Origin of the sequence: Dysgonomonas massiliensis (genome assembly GCF_900240225.1) — a bacterium.
Classification (GTDB): domain Bacteria; phylum Bacteroidota; class Bacteroidia; order Bacteroidales; family Dysgonomonadaceae; genus Dysgonomonas; species Dysgonomonas massiliensis.
In genome coordinates this window covers 36,399-57,154 of record NZ_OEPV01000002.1, presented here as the reverse complement: position 1 = coordinate 57,154, position 20,756 = coordinate 36,399, and the positions used below count along the sequence as shown (strand labels likewise).

Sequence of the window (20,756 nt, the reverse complement as noted above, 5' to 3'; positions counted from 1 at the left end):
ATGTCTGTAAATAAAGTTATACTAATAGGAAACGTCGGGAAAGATCCTGATGTCAAGTACTTCGATAATGGCAATGCTGTAGCTAACTTCACACTGGCTACAACTGAGAGAGGCTATTCTACATCAAGCGGAGTTCAGGTGCCGGATCGTACAGAATGGCACAATATTGTATGTTGGCGAGGTTTGGCTAAGATTGCAGAGCAATATGTCCGTAAAGGAACAATGCTTTATATCGAAGGTAAAATTCGTACTCGTAGCTACGATGATACTTCAGGTGTGAAAAGATATGTGACAGAAATCTATGTTGATAATCTGGAACTATTAAGTCGTCGTGACCCATCTGCAGCGAACTCGATTAATACACCAGTTCAAAATCCGCCAATCAGCAATATGAATGACACCGGAACTGTTTCGCCGGCCGATATGGAAGATGATCTGCCTTTCTAAAAAAATATGGCTATGCCATCTTATTATCTACTTTTTTCTCTTTTCGTGTAGCAGTGCACCTAAAGAGAAAGAGCAAACAAGTTCTATTCGTAAGACGAATGAACTGGTAAAATATGAAACCGCAAGTTTCTCTTTCGATTACAATAAAGGGCAGATTATTATACCCAAAACAGCCGATTCATCCGATGAAATCTGGTTCGATATCCTAGACTCGGATATTGATGCAACAATCTATTGCTCGTATTTGCCCATAAACCAAGCGAGTCTTTATAAGACACTCGAGGATAGCTATCGTTTAGCATACAGTCATGTGTCGGTTTCTGATGGAATCAGCCAATCGGTTGTATCAAATAATAACCTGAAAACCTATGCTACTATCTACGATATTGATGGACAAGTTGCCACGCCTATTCAGTTTTTCGTGACTGATAGTACATCCCACTTTCTACGGGGATCTTTGTATTATAACAAGGCAGTAAAAAACGATTCGGTAGCCTCAACTACAAAACTGCTTCGCGATGATATACTTACACTGATAAGCAGTCTCCGTTGGAAAGATTAATAGTATATGATAACAGAAACTGCACAGAAGCCTTTTAAGCCAATATTTTTTCTTTATGGACTGCTTGTCTGTATAGGATGCAGTTTATTCTTATATCTCGATTATATTAATCTGGAGTTGTATTATGACGATGCTTATGCATTGCAGATGATCCGATGGGATGTGAATGAAATATTTTCCCTAACAACGCGTTCCGATCTTAATCCTCCGTTGTATTACTTGATGCTTAAAGGCTATACAGCAATTCTGGGAGATTCTGTTTTTGTGGCTCGTACATTTTCTTGTCTTGCTGTATTTGCAACTATGCTTCTAGCTGTATTTCCTATCCGAAAACGATTTGGAGATCGCGTCAGTATATCTTTCCTTATTCTGCTTATACTTTTCCCAATTTCTCAATTTCTTGCTACCGAGATAAGGGTATATTCTTGGGCTATGTTCTTTGTCCTGGCAACGGCGATCTGTGCTTATGATATTTACGAAAAAGGGCGAAATCGGGATTGGATTAAATTCACAATTCTGGCGATCTGTTCGGCATATCTTCATTATTATGCTCTGATCACCATTGGTTGGCTATTCCTGATTTTAGGGGCTTCGCTATTGTTGCAGAAGAAAATGAAATGGGTAAAATTTTCCCTTGTTGCTATTGCTTGTATTATAGCTTATGCACCATGGTTTGTGTATTTGTTTTTCCAATTAGAAAGAGCAAGCGCCTTGTTGCAAGCAAATGCAGTAGGATGGTACGAGCGAATCTATTATTTCTACTACTTCTATTCTATCAAGAAAGAATGGCTCCCATTCTCAGATTCTGCTAAGTCTTTTCTGATGTATGGTGCGGCAATCATTATTGTTTTGCAGATCGTATTGATAGTGAATGCCCTGATACGTGCACATCGAAAAAGAGATAAATTGTCAAAGATCGGTCTTATAGCGCTGGTGCTGTTTATCCTTCCTATTGTTTCGGGAGGGATTGTATCCTATCTGTTTTATCCAATTATAGCTGCACGATACATGACAGTAATGTTTGGATTATGGTTGTTTGCTTTTGCCATTTTTCTTGCTCAATCATTCGAATCGAAACAATTTCGGGTTGTAGGTCTATTATTCCTCCTGTTTCTCGTAGTCTATGGAGGCATGAGATATTATGCGAGCGAAAGGCACTATAAAGAATGGCAGTCAGATTATATGCGTGTCAAAGAATTTGTAGATCCGACCGAAAACAATCATCATATCTTTCTGTCAGAATACTATGCAGCAGATGCTTTGTCTGCATTGAGCGTATATTATCCCGATAATTCTTTCTATGTCCTCATTCAAAAAGGTTGGTATGATGATTTCGCACCATTCCCTTATAAGCAAATCAATCACGAAGAGCCATTTGCTTCTGAATTTATACTGGCTCAGAAAGATAGCTATCATCACAAAAGACTTGCAGTAGCATTCAAAGAAGCCTTGGATCAGAACTTTCAAACGACAGACAGCCTGACGGCTATGGGCGTCAGGCTGTATAAAATGAAAGCCCGATCAGTGAATGAAACTGCTTCGGACTAGAATATCTACAATGGACTGGTAATCTCTATTTTTAGCACAGTAAGACCTGTCTCGTTGGTAACTTCTTTCGTTAGCTCAATGCGCATTAAACCTCCTATGCTACTGTACTTGATTGGCATGCCTGATTCGAGAGCAAAACATCCTTTGGCTTCTGATGTATCAATAGGTAAATAGACTATATCATTTGGTTTATCGAGCGTAATATATAGAAAGTGCTTTCCTTCGATTGTTTTCTGGGTTAGATAAATCCCCTTGTCTACTTCCATTTTCACGGGGCTAGCTCCGTATACAGCTTCTCCGTTCGAATACAGCCATGCTCCCATTTCGCGTAGACGTCTTGTTGCTGCCGAAGGAAATGTTCCATCAGGTTTAGGACCTATATTCAGTAGATAGTTCCCGCCTTTCGATGTGTTATTTACCAGATAGCCAAGCATGCGGCTTGAAGATTTCCAGTTGTAGTCGTAAGCATGCCATCCCCAAGAATGCACCATCGTAGCCGGTGTTTGCCAAGGTTTATCCAGCATTGATTCGGGGTATTTGTTGTCCAAAAGTTCAAGGAAATCGATATTATCTCCAGGATTAGAGAATGCTATTCGGCCATTGATCAGACATTTGTCGCTATTCGATCTGACCAAGGCGATCAGTTCGTCTCGTCTGGCTTCGGTGATATGTACACCTTCGGTCCCCCATGTGTCGAACCATAGCAAATCTGGATCGAACATATTTATCAATTCCTTAACCTGAGGAAGAGCTTTTTGCTGCCAATATTTCTCGAATTCGGCATCCGTGCGTTGCTCGTGCCATTCGGGTAATGCTCCTTGCGGATGCTCCCAATCTTGCCAATGCGAATAATAAAATCCATATTTGATACCGTATTTCTTGCAGGCATCCACTAGCTGTCGAAGAATGTCCTTTTTGTACGGAGTGTTCATTATATCAAAATCGGATACTTTTGAGTCCCAAAGCGCGAATCCATCGTGATGTTTGGATGTTATAACAAAGTAGCGTGCTCCGGCATTCTTTACTTCTTTTATCCATGCATCAGCATCGAAATCTGTCGGATTAAATTTGTTTATCAGAGGTTGATACTCTTTGGCAGGAATGTCCAATCGCATTTGTATCCATTCGGCATACCATGTCTGTCCATTCGGGAATTGTTCTTTATCTACGTCCGGAGTCAGGATAATATCTTTGTATTTTCCCTCAAGAATAGAGTATAATCCCCAGTGTACGAATATTCCAAATTTTGCATCTCGAAACCATTCGGACTGTTTTGGATCAATTGACAATTTCTTCTGTGTCTGCGACTTGGCTGTGCCTGCTGTCGCCATCATAGCAATGACTAAGAGATAAAAGGTTAGTTTTTGGGTCATAAGTAGTATTATTTAAAGAAATATTTCACACCAATAGTCAAATTGGTCTTTTGTTTTAGTTCCGAATTTACTAAGCTGAGCTCTGACCTTATCAACGCTTTTTTCGGTCATGTCGCCCGACTTGGAAAAGAAGCAGTCGGCAAAACAGATAATTTGTTCTTCAATACTGATCGGAATCATATCCCGAAGCGGAAGAGGTAATTTCTGACGCTCTATATCTTCTACGCTAAGTCCCGTTCCGGTATGTCGTTCGCAAACCAATGCGTGTTTGGGCAAGCCTTCATTACGCAGAATATCTGCTCCCAGATATCCGTGGCAAATATAAGGCTTTTTTCCATGACAAAAGATCGAAGGGGCATTAGTTAAGTAAATACCTATATCGTGCAGCATTGCTGCTTCGGATATAAATTGAGTATCTGTATTCAATTCGGGGTGATTTTTTGCAATGCTCAAAGCTTTATTCATCACCTGCGCACTATGTTTGACAAGAAGTTTGTACAAGTCGCTGTTCTTGTCATAGTACTTCTCAATAATATCTAAAGGGTTCATCGTGTCAACTATATTTTAATTACATTTGCTACTAACTATTACTTACAAAATAACAAAATAACTCGATATAATGAAGCAAATTCAGCGAATAGCTTTTGTTCTAATCTTATCTTTTTGTTCTGTTTCTCTTCTTTTCTCGCAAGAAGTAAAAGTTGGAGCAGACCGTCTTGATAACTTGTTGCCAATGCTCGAAGGTAAAAAAGTTGCATTGGTTATCAATCAAACATCCGTTTTATCCGATAAAACCAGCCTTTTGGACACTCTCTTGAGCAGTAATGTTCATATCGAAAAAATATTCGCTCCCGAACATGGATTTCGCGGAACAGCCGATGCCGGCGCGCGTATTAAGGATGGGCACGATCCCATAACAAAGATAAAGGTAGAATCGCTTTATGGAAAAAATTATAAACCCTCGAAAGAACAGCTCGATGAAATCGATATCGTTGTGTTCGATATTCAAGATGTAGGAGCTCGTTTCTATACTTATATCAGTACGATGCACTATGTGATGGAGGCTTGTGCTGAGAACGGTAAAGACTGTATTATCCTCGATCGTCCGAATCCGAATGATCACGTTGCAGGTCCGGTTCTGGATATGAAATACAAGTCTTTCGTAGGAATGCACCCTATCCCTGTGCAGCATGGTTTAACTGTAGGAGAATTGGCTATGATGATCAATGGCGAAGGTTGGCTGGCTAACGCTGCGAAATGCCGATTGTTTGTCATTCGTGTTGATGGCTGGAAACATGGTCAGCCGTTTAGCTTACAGATTGCTCCATCGCCCAATTTGCCGAACGATCAGTCGATAGCTGTTTATCCATCTCTATGTTTTTTCGAGGCTACCAAAGTGAGTGTTGGTCGAGGGACAGACTTTGCTTTTCAGGTTGCCGGAGCTCCTGGTAAGCAAAACGGGAACTTTGTATTTACACCTCAATCCAGAGAAGGTGCTCGCAGTCCGATGCATCAGAATGTAAAATGCTATGGTGTTGACTTACGTGATCTGAAGACCGATGGAAAGCTGGATATCAGCTATCTGTTGGATTTCTATAAAAAGTCGGGCAAAGGGGCTTTGTTCTTTTCAAGCCGCCAGTTTATGGATATGCTCTCGGGTTCGGATAAGCTTCGTAAGCAGATAATCAATGGCGAAACGAAAGAATCTATCGAAAAAAGCTGGGAGGAGGACCTTGAGGCTTATCGTGTATTGCGTGCAAAATATCTATTATATCCTGATAAAGATTAGTAGGCTGATAATCAGATTATATTTTGTTAAAAAGTAACACTTGTGTACAGGTTTTGTGCGAATTTACAACTGAAAATTTTCCCATAAGATTTCAAATTGATCGCCTGATATTTCGATAATATCCCATCGATCATAATAATCTGTTAAGCTTAAGTTTGTATCAACCCAAAATCCATAGTTTTTCTCGAAAGGACTTATAATTATTACATTTCCATTTTCATCTAACCCAATTTCTCTATTTGTGTAATTGTTTACTGTATCATATTCGATGCACCAATATTTTACAGAGTCGTATTTCTCCTCGAAGTTAGGATTAGCTTTAGGTATTATTAGACGAAACAGTCTATCCATATTTTTTTCAAAAATAGAATGCTTAGTCTCTCTTGACTGAACAAATCTTGGCTCAAATTTAAAATATTCCATATTTTATAGATAAACTTCCAATAGATTTATCAAAACACCTTATCAATAATATCCTTAGCGACTTCTGTTTTCGATTTCAACGGGAAATCTTGTTTCGATCCCGATCTAGATAGAAGTGTGATTTTATTTGTGTCGTGCTGAAAGCCTGCGCCTGCGTCATTTAGTGAATTCAGTACGATGAAATCGAGATTTTTACGCTCCATTTTGCCTAAAGCATTCGATTCTTCATCGTTGGTTTCAAGGGCAAATCCTACTAATGTCTGATTCGCTGTTTTCATTTTGCCAAGCTCGGCAGCGATATCTTTATTAGGAACAAGTTCGATATTCAAATCATCACCCGTACGCTTGATTTTCTGCGTAGCCTGCTCTTTTACTCTGTAATCGGCTACGGCTGCACAAAGAATAGCACAATCCATATCACGAAAAGCAGCTACTGAAGCCTGATACATTTCTTCGGCCGATTCTACATCAATGCGTTTGATGTTTGGCGAAATTGTTTTTAACGAGACCGGTCCCGCTACAAGAGTAACCTCTGCTCCGCGAGCAGCGCATTCTTCGGCTAGAGCAAAGCCCATTTTACCCGACGAATAGTTGCCGATAAAACGTACCGGATCTATTTTCTCATAAGTCGGCCCTGCTGTTATCAGTATTTTTTTTTTAGAAAGGCTGTTTTGTTTTTCGAAGAAATTGATCACATATTCGAGAATCTTCTCAGGCTCTTCCATACGACCCTTGCCTATCAGATGACTTGCCAATTCGCCCGAAGCCGGTTCGATAATATGATTCCCATAAGAGCGAAGAATATCCAGATTGCGGTGTGTAGATGGATGTGCAAACATATCCAAATCCATTGCCGGAGCTACAATAATTGGCGCTTTCATCGACATATAAGTTGTACAAAGCATGTTGTCGGCTATACCGTTTGCCATCTTTCCGATAGTTGCAGCCGTTGCCGGAGCTATGACCATCAGATCGGCCCACAAGCCTAAGTCAACATGACTGTGCCAAGTACCGTCGTTTGCCGTGAAAAATTCGCTAACTACGGGTTTTCCGGTTAATGCCGATAGTGTAACCGGAGTTATAAACTCTTTGCCCGAAGGTGTCATTACGATCTGAACTTCAGCTCCTGATTTGATGAATAAACGAGCCAATGAAGCAGCTTTGTATGCTGCTATACTTCCGGTTATACCCAGTACTATATGCTTGCCTTTTAGTGTCATTTCTTTTGATTGTAAATTACACGACAAAGATACATGATTCTGATATAATGACAAGGTTTTTATTTCGAATAGAATTTTAATTGATCATGAAAAAGGAATTTGTTCGATATTGCTAAGTCGCATTACGGCTTTTTCTTTACTTTTGTACGTTTGCCTTTGAAAAAACAATTATAAAATAAATATTATGGTCGAAGTTCTTCAGAAAAAATTGAGCGACTCTAAAGGTGCACGTTGGACCGTGCTGATTTTAGTTTCGTTTACTATGCTTTGTGCATACTTCCTTACCGACGTAATGTCGCCGTTGAAACCAATGCTTGAATCTCAATTAGGTTGGACAAGTACTAATTATGGGGTATTTACAAGTGCTTATGGTTGGTTTAATGTATTCTTGCTGATGCTTATCATCGGAGGTATTATCCTTGATAAGATGGGGGTTCGTTTTACTGGTTTAATGGCTTGTGTATTAATGATTGGAGGGTGTTTCCTAAAGTATTATGCAATTGCAAATTTGACAGGAGCGGTTGGTGAGGTAGTAGGTATACCTACTCAAGTATTTTATGCTTGTTTAGGTTATGCTATTTTTGGTGTTGGGGTAGAAATTGCCGGTATCACAGTATCAAAAATTATTGTTCGTTGGTTTAAGGGTAAAGAAATGGCTTTAGCGATGGGGATGGAGATGGCTTGTGCTCGTATAGGTACTGGCTTGGCTCTGGGTATTACTCCTTTCATTGCATCAAGCTTCAATAGCGTGTCAGCTCCAATTCTATTAGCTTTAATTTTGTTATGCGTCGGCTTAATCGCTTTTCTTGTTTTCGTGGTAATGGATAAGAAGCTCGATGCTTCAATGGATACTTCGGAAGAAGAGGCAGAAGAGCCTTTTAAAATTAAAGATATCGGATTGATTGTTACTAATAAGGGTTTCTGGTTGATTGCTATTTTGTGTGTATTATTCTACTCAGCTGTATTCCCCTTCTTGAAATATGCCTCAGATCTGATGGTTAATAAATATGGATTAGAGGAGAAATATGCAGGCTTAATTCCAATGCTTCTTCCATTCGGAAATATTTTACTGACACCTTTATTTGGATTCTTGTATGATAAAAAAGGACGTGGAGCAACATTGATGATCATCGGGTCGGTATTACTGATTAGTGTTCATTTATTGTTTAGTCTCCCTATGTTTAATGTATGGCAATTTGCTGCATTTGTTACAATAATTTTAGGTATTGCTTTCTCTCTTGTACCTTCTGCAATGTGGCCTTCAGTACCCAAAATTATACCAGAGAGACAATTGGGAACAGCATACTCATTGATCTTTTGGGTTCAAAACTGGGGTTTGATGGGTGTTCCATTACTGATAGGTTGGGTTCTTGACAAATATTGTATCGTTGGCACAAGAATTGTTATAGATGAAAAGATAGTTGATGGTGTAGCTACTATTGTGGAAAGAACAGTAAATGTATATGACTATACTCTTCCTATGACTATTTTCACATGTTTCGGAGTTCTTGCTTTATTTGTTGCCTTATTATTGAAACGAGAAGATAAGATTAAAGGCTACGGGCTGGAGCAACCAAATATTAAAGCTTAGTCATACTTATGATTTAAAATATATCGCAAAGAGCTGTTCGTTAAATATTTCGAGCAGCTCTTTTTTTTGGCTCTGTAAATAAAAAATAACTAAACAGAGAAAAAGATTTTTATTGAAAAAAACTATTTTTGGAAATAAATATAGAAGAAATATATGTGTGGAATTGTAGGTTATATTGGGTTTAGAGAAGCCTTTCCCATCTTGATAAAAGGACTTCACCGATTAGAATACCGTGGATACGACAGCTCGGGAGTAGCAATCATTAATTCGGAGAATACACTATCAGTCTACAAGGCTAAAGGCAAAGTAGCCGATCTGGAAGAATTTACGAAAGACAAGGATACAACTGGAACTATTGGCATAGCTCATACACGTTGGGCTACTCATGGTGAACCAAATAATATCAATGCCCATCCGCATTATTCGCAATCCGAATCGTTAGCTCTGATTCATAACGGAATCATCGAAAATTATGCTGTTCTGAAGTCTGAATTGATAAATAATGGTTACACATTCTCGAGTCAGACCGATACAGAAGTACTTGTGCAATTTATCGATTATATCAAGACGTTAAATAATTGCGACCTTTTCACCGCTGTGCAGATTGCATTGAATCAGGTTGTAGGTTCGTATGCAATTGCAGTCCTCGAGAAAGGAAATCCCGATCAGATTATTGCAGCCCGTAAAAGTAGTCCTTTAGTAGTCGGTATCGGTGAAAACGAGTTTTTCTTGGGTTCCGATGCTTCGCCTATCATCGAATATACCGACAAAGTGGTGTATTTGGACGATGAAGAAATAGCTGTTATCAAACGAGGAGAACCTCTGAAAGTGGTTACTATCACAAATGTAGAGAAGACGCACGAAATCAAAAAGCTTGAGATGAATCTGAGCGAGCTTGAGCGTGGCGGGTATCCTCATTTTATGCTGAAGGAGATCTTCGAGCAACCTCAGACTTTAGCAAGCTCGATGAGCGGTCGTGTGAATATTGAAGGAACCGAAATCGCTCTTTCGGGAATTATCGATTATAAGGAGAAATTTATCAATGCACGTCGTGTCGTTATTGTGGCTTGTGGAACATCTTGGCATGCCGGATTGATCGGCGAATATCTGATTGAAGATTTTTGCCGAATACCGGTCAAAGTCGAATATGCGTCTGAATTCCGTTATCGCAATCCGGTGATTTATTCAGATGATGTAGTTTTAGTAATATCTCAGTCGGGCGAAACAGCCGACTCGTTGGCAGCTATCGACTTGGTAAGGCAGACCGGAGCATTTATCTATGGAATTTGTAATGTAGTAGGATCATCTATTCCGCGTAAAACCGATTCGGGTTCATATACGCACTGCGGACCTGAGATTGGTGTGGCTTCAACCAAAGCTTTTACTTCGCAGGTAATGGTTTTGACGATGATGTCTCTTGCGATAGGTAAAGAAAGAGGCACAATCAGCCAAGAACAATATCTGAATATAGTAAAAGAACTTCAGTCAATACCACAAAAGATAGAACGTGTCTTAGAGCAGAATGATGCTATAAAATTATTGTCGCAAATATTTACCTATGCCCACAATTTTATATACCTTGGGCGTGGTTATAATTACCCGATTGCACTGGAAGGAGCATTGAAACTGAAAGAAATTTCATATATTCATGCCGAAGGATATCCGGCAGCCGAAATGAAGCATGGGCCGATAGCACTTATTGATGCTGAAATGCCTGTGGTAGTGATTGCGGTGAATGATAAGATATACGAAAAAACTGTCAGCAATATTCAGGAAATCAAAGCACGTAAAGGGCGGGTTATTGCCATCTTGAATGAAGGTAATGAAGACCTGAAAGCAATGGTAGATCATTACATCGAGGTTCCTGCAACCGAAAACGAGTGTTTGTCTCCACTCCTTACAACAGTTCCTTTGCAGTTGCTTGCCTATCACATTGCTGTCAACAAAGGCCAGGATGTAGATATGCCTCGAAATCTGGCCAAATCGGTAACTGTTGAATAATATTTAAAACGCAAAATGTCTCGAAAAACAGCCTTTCCTCCGATAGTTGATCAACATACAAAAATATTGATGTTAGGTACAATGCCTAGCGAGGAATCGTTGAAAAGACAAGAATATTACGGCAATCCGAAGAATCAATTTTGGACACTTTTATTTACTGTGTATAAGCAGCCATTCGTAAGCGATTATCGTGAGCGAGTGGCTTTTTTGCACGAGCAACATATCGGAATTTGGGATGTCTTGCAATCCTGCGAAGGTGAGGGTAGTCTCGACTCGAAGATCAAGAACGAAAGAGCAAACGATTTCAGTACATTCTTTGAGCGATATCCACAGATAGAATCAATCTGTTTTACCAGTAAAAAAGCCGAACAATTCTATAAAAAATATGTAGGTCTGGATAATCAACGGTCTTACTTTGTATTATCATCTCCAAGCCCAGCCAATGCTCGGATGAGCTTTGCTGAAAAATCCCATCAGTGGCGGGATTTATTGGAAAGAATATTATCTTTGCCTTAAAGACAAAAAGGAATATGCCATGGCTCTAAAACAACAGCTTCAACAGAAACAGCAACAAAAGCTATCGCCTTTGCAAATGCAGGTGATAAAGCTAACTGAGCTGCCTTCTCTCGAATTTGAAGAGCGAATTAAGCAAGAGCTTGAGGATAATCCGGCTCTGGAAGAAGGTCAGGAAATAGGAGATAACATCGATTCGAACGAAGATATCGAAGGGAATGATGTCACGCAGGAAGATATCACCTTAGGTGATTATATGAATGAAGAAGAAGTTCCTGATTATCGTTTGGCGGATAACAGTAAGCGTGTTCCCGATAGACAAGAGATTCCTTTTGCTGTTGCCGAAAGTCTTGGCGAGTATCTCTTGGATCAGTTGAAGGAGTGCGATCTGAGCGAAGAAGATAGGGAAGGCGCAGAATATATTATCGGAAACATAGACGATAGCGGCTACTTAGAGCGCAATCTACAAGCTATATCCGACGATTTGATTTTTCAACAGAATATTGATCTTTCGGCCGAACGATTAGGCGAAATACTTAAAGTTATACAGAATTTCGATCCAGCAGGAGTAGGTGCACGCGATCTTCAAGAATGCCTCTTGTTGCAACTCGAGCGCGAAGAAAAAACAGAATCGGTTGAAGTTGCTATTCGTATAATTCGCGATAAATTCGAAGAATTCACTAAGAAACAATACGATAAGATAACCCGCTCACTTGGCATTGACGAGTCTGAGTTGAAAGATGCAATTGCTGAAATTACTTCTCTCAATCCTAAACCTGGAAATAACTGGGGCGACTCGTTAGCTCTATCGATGAATACGATTGTTCCGGACTTTATAGTTGAAGTTCATAACGGAGAGCTGTATTATAGTCTGAACAATAAAAATGTACCCGAATTGCGTGTAAACCGTGAATACTCGGATATGCTTTCGGGTTATGCAGGCAATAAAGAATCGATGTCGGACGATGCTAAAAATGCTGTACTTTTTGTAAAACAGAAACTCGATTCGGCACGATGGTTTATCGAAGCAGTTAAGCAACGTCAGGAAACGCTTCAACGGACGATGAAAGCGATAATTGATCTTCAATACGACTTCTTTATGACGGGTGAAGAAACCCAACTGCGACCGATGATTCTGAAAGATGTTGCCGAGCGTACGGGATATGATATATCTACTATATCGCGAGTAAGTAATAGTAAATATGTGCAGACAAATTTCGCGATTTATCCGCTTAAATACTTCTTTTCAGAATCAATGCAAACCGATAGCGGAGAAGAAATTTCATCGCGCGAGGTGAAAGCAATTCTGAAAGAGTGTATAGATAATGAGAATAAAAAGAAACCTTTGACTGACGATCGTCTATCCGAGATCTTGCGCGAAAAAGGTTACATCATAGCCCGACGAACCGTGGCTAAATACCGCGAGCAGATGAATATTCCGATAGCTCGTCTGCGAAAAGAAATTTAAATGAAGTTTTTAGAATTGGCATCGTGTATAATTTCCATAGTACTTCATCCGCTGTTTATGGCAGTTTATGGAGTTTCTCTTTTATTCGTACTTACAGATATGCATGTAAGTATGGGAACCTATTTCTGGTTCATTTTGCCGGTATTTATTCTGTCATGTCTGATGCCCGCCAATGGTATTTTTCTGATGAGGCGATTTAATCTGATAACAGATTATAGCTTGTCCAATAAAAAGGAGCGATTCGGACCTTTTATCATCACGTTTGTCAGTTACGCGATTTTGTTATTGTTCTATTATTACCGTACTAACGTTTCATTTTGGTTTATCGGCACATTGACCGTGCCCTTAGCTTTGCTTATAATAGCTTCGGTTATCAATATTTGGTGGAAAATTAGCACACATATGATAAGTATCGGCGGACTGATAGGTTGTATCTTGTCTATTGCATACATGGTTAAAGGTGCCAATCCGTATTGGTTATTTATTGTTTTGTTCCTTTTGGCAGGATGTTTGGGCACAGCCCGTCTTATTCTGAAAAGACATACACCGGCTCAAGTATACACGGGATTTTGTCTCGGACTGATTGTTTCGTATTTTTGTATCTACTATAGTATAAAAATTACTATCTTTAAACTCATATTTTGAACTATAAATATTAAATATTAATCAGCTTAAATTTTATTGATTATGAATTTTCCTGAAAATCTTAAATACTCGAAAGACCACGAGTGGATCAGAGTAGAAGGCCAAACAGCTTTTATCGGTATTACAGACTTTGCTCAGAGCGAATTAGGTGAAATCGTTTATGTAGATATTAATACAGAAGGCGAAACATTGGCTCAGAACGAAATTTTCGGATCTATCGAAGCTGTTAAGACAGTGTCGGATCTATTCATCCCGGTTGCAGCAGAGGTTTTGGAAGTTAATGCCGATTTGGAAGACAATCCTGAACTAGTGAACGAAGATCCATACGGAAAAGGATGGATCATAAAAGTTGAAATTAAAGATGCGGGCGAGCTAGATGGCTTGTTGTCGGCAGCTGATTATAAAGCACTGATAGGAAAATAATTTTTTTAAAATTGATGACACCAATTGTAAGTATTATAATGGGGAGCACGTCAGACCTTCCGGTAATGGAAAAGGCGGCGAAGCTTTTCGATGAAATGGGTGTGCCTTTCGAAATGAATGCTCTTTCGGCACATCGCACTCCAGAGAGGGTTGAGGCATTTGCAAAGAATGCAAAAGAAAGAGGCATAAAAGTAATAATTGCAGCAGCAGGAATGGCAGCTCATCTGCCGGGCGTGATTGCATCGATGACACCGATACCGGTTATTGGGGTTCCGATCAGTGCATCGCTCGATGGTATGGATGCTTTGCTGGCAATCGTTCAGATGCCTCCCGGAATACCTGTTGCTACAGTTGGTATAGATGGAGCATTGAATGCTGCTATACTTGCATTGCAAATGATCGCTACGGGCGATAATGAATTGCAAGAAAAGTTGATCGCTTATAAAGAGGCTTTGAAAGGCAAAATTGAAAAAGCCAACGAAGACTTGAGTAAAGTGCAGTATAAATACAAAACAAATTAATTTTTCTAGAAACGAAGCTAATGAGTACAGAAGATATTCGTTCTATTCTGGAGCACGAAGCTAAGGCCATTCTAAACATCCCTATTAGTGATGCTTTCGATAAAGCGATTGACCTTATTGTTGAACAGGTTAATCAGAAGAAAGGGAAGCTGATAACAAGTGGAATGGGTAAAGCCGGTCAGATTGCGCAGAATATTGCTACGACATTCTGTTCGACGGGAACTCCTGCAGTGTTTTTGCATCCTAGCGAAGCACAACACGGAGATCTGGGTGTTCTTCAGGAAAATGATGTTATGTTACTGATTTCTAATTCGGGGAAGACTCGCGAAATTGTTGAGTTAGTCCATTTGACCAGAAATCTGAACGATAAAGTGAAATTTATCGTTATAACGAGCGATCCTGAGAGCCTTTTAGCTCAGAATGCTGATATTTGTTTGTTGACTGGCAATCCGAATGAAGTGTGTACTTTAGGATTGACACCTACAACATCAACGACAATGATGACCGTAATAGGCGATATATTGGTAGTGGGAACAATGAGAAAAATTAGTTTCTCGGCTACCGATTATGCAAAACGTCATCATGGAGGATATCTAGGCGATAAATCGCGCGATATGAGCAAATAAGACGACAGATGTAATATACAGAAGGAGGAGCTAAAAGCTCCTCCTTTTTTTATGGTAGATTATTTATCCTTCTTATAAAACCATTTCTTTTTCAATAACCAATTGGTAGAATCAATTTTAGTGTCGAGACGGTTAAATACATATTCAGGATTACTGTCATCCATTTCTTTTATTAAGCTATTGTTTATAATGAGAAAATCCACTTTTCCCAAAGCAATTCCTCCCATAACACCATGATTGATTATAAACTGACACTTTATAGTATCTTTTGATATGATATATCTTCCCCATGATCCTGGAATTACACTTCTTTCTTTAAACGATTTATGTGGATTATTATCGTTAAGATAACAAACTAGTCCATCAGTATAAAAGATATAATTATTATAAGTTTTTGAATCATTTACGCTTGGCGAGGATTCTCTACTCATGTAATATCCATTGATATTAATAATGGTATCTAAACCAGTATATGCTCCATCATATCTATATTTAAAACCTGCAGGCTTACTATAGAAAGTACCGCATGAATAAATTGTGATAATAAAAATACAAGTAATCAGAATATTTGTGATCTTCATGTTGCTATATCTTACTTATTCTTTGTCATTGAATCTGATACTAACATGAGATGCATCGCAGAACGGCTTGTTTCTTGATGCTCCACATCTGCATAATGCTACTCTGACTCGTTTTTCGTATATATTTCCTTTAGCTCCCTCAAGTAAGAAATCGCCACGTACATATATTCCTGCACTGACACCTTTCGGTGGATCTTGTGCTATTGCCATTACGGATTCGTAGTCTTCCTCTACTAAGTTTCCATCTACGACAGCTGTAAGACGGCCTGCCGGACAAGCAGAAGCTCCTTCTATAGCTTCTTTTTTGAATTGCGGATTGTCTGAATTTTCAGTCAAAGTCCATACATCACCGTGTTCGCGATGGCAGAAGCGGGCAAATGCACAGCGGTTGTCATCCAATAAGTCCATTTCGGGACCTTCGAATACGTCGACTCTTGCCTCGTATGGAGTATTATCGGCCGTTTCGGTTCCATCAAAGCCGATTTTGACGTGCGTTCCATCGCAGAAAGGTTTATTTTTCGAAGCACCGCATCTGCACAGATGGTATTCGTCTTGTTCTGGATATTCTTTAGTTTTCACTGCACGAAGAATATCTTCATGTTTAGAAGTCTCTTCAATTAGCTTTTTGAGTCCGCTGACAACGTAGGGGCCATTAGGAGCGATTTTAATTTTAAACATAACTCTTAAATTTTTGATGTGTATTGGGTCTTTTCAGTCTAATAAAATTACACAAAAGAATTTGATTAATGAAAGTATCTCTGAAATAATAAAAGAGGATAGAACCATGTTGTTCTATCCTCTTTGGTAAATTATGAAATTAGTAGTTGATTATTATTTTTTCACCTTTGCTAATCTGCCGATGATGTCTAATAATTCAACGATTCTTACTTCTTCTTTTTTTATTATTGTCAACTTTTCCAGCCCTTCGGGTGTAAGCGCAAAATACATTTGTCGTTTGTCTTCTTTCCCGAGTCTTCTCTCTACTAGTCCTTTTGATTCTACAGCTTTTATGACTTTCGACATATTAGATGGTGTAAGTCCTAGTCGTTCGGCCAAATCTGTTGATTTCAATACTTCGTCTCTCAAGCTGCAGAGCATCATGCCTTCGTTGAGGCATAGACCATGCTCGTGCTGAAAAGCTTCTTCGAAGTCGCGTATTGATCTGAATATATCTCGTAGTGAACAAAGTGGTTTCATTCTATATTATCTCCTTCTGTTGTTTTCTTTTTATTTCGCCCAAAGATAAGGTCAAAAATCAGACTTCCGAACAATCCTCCCCAAAGAATCATTGCCCAAGGCGAAGATTTCAAAGGACAAGTTCCCGTTTCGCAGCCTACGAAGTGCCAGTACAGATACCCTCCTATAGCCCCTATAGCTGCTCCTGCGATATATGCCCATTGTTTTTTTATAAGTGTAAGTAATTTATCCATTTTTGTCTGTATTTAGATGAATAGATTTGTATTCGATTGATCGGCTCTGTCCAGATAAGCGGCTACACCGCCAATAGTGATATTGTCCATCAATTCTTCTTTCTTGATGCCCATTACGTCCATCGACATCGAGCAGGCTATAAACTCAACTCCATTGTCAATAGCTTGTTGCATCAGGCTTTCCAAGCTCTCGATGTTCTTGGATTTCATGATATAACGCATCATTTTGCTACCCATACCCCCCATATTCATCTGCGAAAGCGTTAGCTTTTTACTGCTCGAAGGTAGCATCATTCCGAACATCTTACCAAGAAAGTCTTTCTTTACTTTCGGCTTGTTTGCTTTTTTGATGACATTCAATCCCCAAAACGTAAAGAATATGCTGACTTTTTTACCACTGGCAGCAGCACCATTGGCTATGACAAACGACGCAAGAGCTTTATCCAAATTGTCGCTGAATACGACTATTGTTTTGTTATCGTTCGTTTTTACTTGCTTTACGGGGCAAACGTCCTCTTGTCCAAGCTTTTCTATTTGAGCTATAATTACTCCTCCCGAGTTGTTGATATCAACTAGCTTTGCACCGACCATATTGCACCAGCCTTTGAGGTCTTCACCGAATGCTTGATCGGTTACTTTTATTTCCAGTCTTTCACCTTCGCCGATATTGTCGTAATGTTTTTTCAACTGCATGATTGGGCCGGGACATTGCAGACCGCACGCATCTATCGATATTGCTTTTTTGTCTGATAAATTCATCTTCTTTTCTTCCGATTGTTGAGATTCTTTTGGAGCTTGGACTTCATTTTTGGCCTTTTTATCGGCTAATAGTGTTGAATACATTTTGTATCCACCCGACAGATTATATACATTGTCGAATCCTGCTAGCATTAGCATTCTAGAAGCTACATAGCCTCTGAGTCCGGCAGCACAATAGATCACTATTTGTTTATCTTTTGGTAATTCATTAGTTCTCTTTCGGAGGTCGTTAACGGGAATATTTATTGCACCTTCGATGTGTCCCATTTGATATTCGTCTGTTGTACTTACATCTAGGATAATGGTTTTATTTCTATCTAGGTTTTCTATTTCTTCAGCCTGAATTACTTTTACTTTTCCCATAATAATATTTTCTGCTGCGAAGCCCGCCATATTTACCGGATCTTTGGCCGACGAATAGGGTGGAGCATAGGCATGTTCTATTTCTGTTAAATCGTATATTGTTCCGCCTTGACGAATCACTTCAGCGAGTAAATCTATTCGTTTATCAACTCCATCGAATCCAACTACCTGAGCACCTAGAAGCTTACCATCTGGTATTGAGAAATTGATCTTAATTGTCATCGGTAATGCATTTGGATAATATCCTGCATGCGAGGTTCCGTGTGTGTATGAAGTACTATGCTCAATGCCAAATCTGTTTAGGAGTTTAGATGAAGCTCCCGTAGCAGCTACTGTCAAGTCGAAAACTTTAGCTATCGATGTGCCGATAGTACCTTTATATTTACGATTGTTGCCTTGGATAATATTATCAGCCACAATTCGTGCTTGTTTGTTGGCAGGCCCAGCAAGTGGAATTAATGAATACTGACCAAGTACTGGATTGAATACTTCTATGGCATCACCCAATGCATATATGTCTTTGTGCGAAGTCTGCATGTATTCGTCCACCTTGATACCCCCAAGTGAGCCTATCTCCAAGTTTGCGGCTTTTGCGAGTTTCGTTTCGGGGCGAACACCAATACTAAGAATTACCATATCGGCATCGATTGCTTTACCGCTTTCTAACCTGACATTAATTCCGTTATCTTTTTCTTCGAAAGCACTTACTCCTTCTTCCAGCATCAGGCTTATACCTTTACTGCGTAGATGTTGATGAACCATAGCTGCCATTGTATAGTCAAGAGGAGCCATTACTTGATTTGCTTTCTCTACTATTACAACTTCTAGGCCTGCATCGTGTAGATTCTCGGCCATTTCTAAACCAATGAATCCTGCTCCTACTACTACAGCTCTGCGTGGTCTATTCTGATCAATATAGTTTTTGATCATATCGGTATCCGGAACGTTACGTAGCGAGAAAATTTTTGGATTGTCTATTCCTGCTAATGGAGGTTTAATTGGTTCAGCTCCCGTAGAAATAATAAGCTTGTCGAACTTTTCAGTATACTCTTCGCCGTTCGAAAGATTCTTTACTGTGAGTGTATTATTCTCTGGATCTATGGCAGTAATTTCCGACTTAACTCGAATATCAATATTAAAACGAGCATTGAATCCTTCTACAGTCTGAACAAACAAACGATCGCGATCGCTGATTGCTCCGCCTATGTAATACGGCAAACCACAGTTTGCGTATGAAACATACTCTCCTCGTTCGAATAGAACGATTTCTGCTTCTTCACTTAATCTTCTTAAACGTGCTGCTGCTCCTGCGCCTCCAGCTACTCCTCCTATAATTGCGATTTTCATATTTCTTTGTTTTATTATTTCTGATGGAAAATATTTACAAAGGAAATGAAAATAAATCAACAAACAAATATTATAGGTAAAATCTAATGCTTATTTCGAAATCTTATGAAATACTTTTATCTCAATAGATTGCTCATGAAACAGTATATTTTGTTAATTTTGAATAAACTTAACTTAAAAGCAAAATACACATGAGAAAAATCTTAGCACTAATCGTTGTATCGATCTTATTATTATCGTGCAAAAGTGATCCGGCAACCCTTACTTTCAATCTTGAAGCAGGAAAGTCTTACAGACAAGTAACCAATAATAAATCGGTAGTAGTCCAGGAAATGAATGGGCAACAGATGAAAATTGAGATGGCGATGCAAGCTACTGTTGCATATCTGGTGAAAGCTGTAAACCAAACAAGCTATGATATAGAGGTGCAGTACGAAAGTACAACTATGACCATGACTATGCCTAATGGGGCTCTTACCTTTTCATCGGAAAAAGAGGCAGAAGCTAACGATTTTGTGTCCCCTATGCTGAAAGCTATCAAAGGAAAGGCATTCAATATAAAAATGGATAAATTGGGCAAGGTTTTAGAAATAACGGGAGTTGATGCCCTATGGGAAGACATGACTGAAGTTCTTACAAATCTGCCAGAGGCTCAGGCTGAGCAATTGAAAAAACAAATTATTGATTCTTTCGGTGGAGAAGCTCTTAAAGGAAATCTAGAAATGGCAACAGCCATTTATCCAGAAAATCCGGTGAAGAAAGGTGATAAATGGAATACTCAGACGGAGCTTGCTACAATAATGAAAGCAAAAGTGTCGACAGATTACGAACTTGTTGATATATCAGGAGAATATGCAACAATAAAAGGAGTTTCTACGATTGAACCTGAAGGTGAACCCGAGTTCAAAGAGCAAAATGGTATGCTTATGAAGTTTGATTTGAGAGGTACTATGCAATCTGAAATTAAGGTAGATAAAGCCTCTGGATGGATTATTGAAGCTAAGATTAGTCAGGAAATGAAAGGAAATACTGCTCTAAAAGGTGAAGGAGTGCCGGAAGGTCTATTGATTCCAATGACAGTAAATAATGAAATGTTGATAACAAACTAATATTTATAGTATAATAA

Annotated in this window: 22 protein-coding genes; 13 read left to right on the top strand and 9 right to left on the bottom strand. The window is 39.2% G+C overall.

The genetic code is table 11. The annotated features are described in order from the left end of the window. Genes C1A06_RS02380 through C1A06_RS02370 form a run of 3 tightly spaced genes read left to right on the top strand, consistent with a single transcriptional unit; the run spans position 1 to position 2,557 of the window. Positions 1-447, top strand: coding sequence for a single-stranded DNA-binding protein (locus tag C1A06_RS02380; protein WP_101688634.1), 447 nt, complete (start codon positions 1-3; stop codon positions 445-447). Continuing rightward, positions 395-1,009 carry a gliding motility lipoprotein GldD gene (gene gldD / locus C1A06_RS02375; RefSeq protein ID WP_159461373.1) on the top strand — a complete coding sequence of 205 codons (615 nt, stop codon included), beginning with the start codon at positions 395-397 and terminating at the stop codon, positions 1,007-1,009. Before C1A06_RS02380 ends, gldD begins: the two co-directional genes overlap by 53 nt. A gap of 6 nt (positions 1,010-1,015) precedes the next feature. Further along, entirely contained in the window at positions 1,016-2,557 is a 1,542-nt protein-coding gene (locus tag C1A06_RS02370; RefSeq protein ID WP_101688632.1) for a glycosyltransferase family 39 protein, read from the top strand. Positions 2,558-2,562: 5 nt separating this feature from the next. On the opposite strand, the gene C1A06_RS02365 is transcribed toward C1A06_RS02370, so the two are convergent. Beyond that, positions 2,563-3,930, bottom strand: coding sequence for an alpha-L-fucosidase (locus tag C1A06_RS02365; protein ID WP_221405672.1), 1,368 nt, complete (start codon positions 3,928-3,930; stop codon positions 2,563-2,565). A gap of 12 nt (positions 3,931-3,942) precedes the next feature. Further along, positions 3,943-4,479, bottom strand: a complete 537-nt coding sequence (locus C1A06_RS02360; protein ID WP_101688630.1) for an HDIG domain-containing metalloprotein — start codon at positions 4,477-4,479, stop codon at positions 3,943-3,945. A 70-nt stretch (positions 4,480-4,549) separates the two neighbouring features. Here C1A06_RS02360 and C1A06_RS02355 point away from each other — a divergent pair, with 70 nt between their 5' ends. Next, positions 4,550-5,719, top strand: coding sequence for an exo-beta-N-acetylmuramidase NamZ family protein (locus tag C1A06_RS02355; RefSeq protein WP_101688629.1), 1,170 nt, complete (start codon positions 4,550-4,552; stop codon positions 5,717-5,719). Positions 5,720-5,782: 63 nt separating this feature from the next. Here the strand turns inward: C1A06_RS02355 and C1A06_RS02350 are convergent, their stop codons facing one another. Next, positions 5,783-6,070 carry a hypothetical protein gene (locus tag C1A06_RS02350; protein ID WP_145996326.1) on the bottom strand — a complete coding sequence of 96 codons (288 nt, stop codon included), beginning with the start codon at positions 6,068-6,070 and terminating at the stop codon, positions 5,783-5,785. Positions 6,071-6,171: 101 nt separating this feature from the next. Then, a complete protein-coding gene (coaBC, locus tag C1A06_RS02345; protein WP_101688627.1) occupies positions 6,172-7,362 on the bottom strand; it encodes a bifunctional phosphopantothenoylcysteine decarboxylase/phosphopantothenate--cysteine ligase CoaBC in 1,191 nt (396 codons plus the stop codon). Positions 7,363-7,546: 184 nt separating this feature from the next. Between coaBC and C1A06_RS02340 the strand changes: the two genes are divergently transcribed. The 8 genes from C1A06_RS02340 to C1A06_RS02305 all read left to right on the top strand — a co-directional run bounded on the left by C1A06_RS02340 (position 7,547) and on the right by C1A06_RS02305 (position 15,150). After that, on the top strand, positions 7,547-8,953 hold the full coding sequence (locus C1A06_RS02340) for an MFS transporter (RefSeq protein WP_101688626.1): 1,407 nt from the start codon (positions 7,547-7,549) through the stop codon (positions 8,951-8,953). Between the two features lie 153 nt (positions 8,954-9,106). Then, complete coding sequence (gene glmS / locus C1A06_RS02335; RefSeq protein ID WP_101688625.1) at positions 9,107-10,954, top strand: glutamine--fructose-6-phosphate transaminase (isomerizing); 1,848 nt, start codon at positions 9,107-9,109, stop codon at positions 10,952-10,954. Positions 10,955-10,969: 15 nt separating this feature from the next. After that, positions 10,970-11,470 carry a DNA-deoxyinosine glycosylase gene (locus C1A06_RS02330; protein ID WP_101688624.1) on the top strand — a complete coding sequence of 167 codons (501 nt, stop codon included), beginning with the start codon at positions 10,970-10,972 and terminating at the stop codon, positions 11,468-11,470. Between the two features lie 19 nt (positions 11,471-11,489). Further along, positions 11,490-12,935, top strand: coding sequence for an RNA polymerase factor sigma-54 (gene rpoN / locus C1A06_RS02325; protein WP_101688623.1), 1,446 nt, complete (start codon positions 11,490-11,492; stop codon positions 12,933-12,935). Further along, positions 12,936-13,580, top strand: coding sequence for a phosphatase PAP2 family protein (locus C1A06_RS02320; RefSeq protein WP_145996325.1), 645 nt, complete (start codon positions 12,936-12,938; stop codon positions 13,578-13,580). Between the two features lie 42 nt (positions 13,581-13,622). Then, a complete protein-coding gene (gene gcvH / locus C1A06_RS02315; RefSeq protein ID WP_101688621.1) occupies positions 13,623-14,003 on the top strand; it encodes a glycine cleavage system protein GcvH in 381 nt (126 codons plus the stop codon). 14 nt (positions 14,004-14,017) lie between these two features. Then, positions 14,018-14,524 carry a 5-(carboxyamino)imidazole ribonucleotide mutase gene (purE, locus tag C1A06_RS02310; RefSeq protein WP_101688620.1) on the top strand — a complete coding sequence of 169 codons (507 nt, stop codon included), beginning with the start codon at positions 14,018-14,020 and terminating at the stop codon, positions 14,522-14,524. A 20-nt stretch (positions 14,525-14,544) separates the two neighbouring features. Continuing rightward, complete coding sequence (locus C1A06_RS02305; RefSeq protein WP_101688619.1) at positions 14,545-15,150, top strand: SIS domain-containing protein; 606 nt, start codon at positions 14,545-14,547, stop codon at positions 15,148-15,150. Positions 15,151-15,209: 59 nt separating this feature from the next. Here C1A06_RS02305 and C1A06_RS02300 read toward each other — a convergent pair whose 3' ends face one another. The 5 genes from C1A06_RS02300 to C1A06_RS02280 form a co-directional block, all read right to left on the bottom strand. After that, entirely contained in the window at positions 15,210-15,581 is a 372-nt protein-coding gene (locus tag C1A06_RS02300) for a hypothetical protein (RefSeq protein WP_159461372.1), read from the bottom strand. A 165-nt stretch (positions 15,582-15,746) separates the two neighbouring features. Then, complete coding sequence (locus tag C1A06_RS02295) at positions 15,747-16,409, bottom strand: CDGSH iron-sulfur domain-containing protein (protein ID WP_101688617.1); 663 nt, start codon at positions 16,407-16,409, stop codon at positions 15,747-15,749. Positions 16,410-16,562: 153 nt separating this feature from the next. Next, the gene (locus tag C1A06_RS02290; RefSeq protein WP_101688616.1) at positions 16,563-16,928 is read right to left on the bottom strand and encodes a MarR family winged helix-turn-helix transcriptional regulator; all 366 of its coding nucleotides are present in this window, start codon (positions 16,926-16,928) and stop codon (positions 16,563-16,565) included. Continuing rightward, complete coding sequence (locus tag C1A06_RS02285) at positions 16,925-17,161, bottom strand: DUF6132 family protein (RefSeq protein ID WP_101688615.1); 237 nt, start codon at positions 17,159-17,161, stop codon at positions 16,925-16,927. Before C1A06_RS02285 ends, C1A06_RS02290 begins: the two co-directional genes overlap by 4 nt. A 12-nt stretch (positions 17,162-17,173) precedes the next feature. Next, on the bottom strand, positions 17,174-19,630 hold the full coding sequence (locus C1A06_RS02280) for an FAD-dependent oxidoreductase (protein WP_101688614.1): 2,457 nt from the start codon (positions 19,628-19,630) through the stop codon (positions 17,174-17,176). Positions 19,631-19,821: 191 nt separating this feature from the next. Between C1A06_RS02280 and C1A06_RS02275 the strand changes: the two genes are divergently transcribed. Further along, a complete protein-coding gene (locus tag C1A06_RS02275; protein WP_101688613.1) occupies positions 19,822-20,739 on the top strand; it encodes a DUF6263 family protein in 918 nt (305 codons plus the stop codon). Positions 20,740-20,756: the final 17 nt, after the last annotated feature.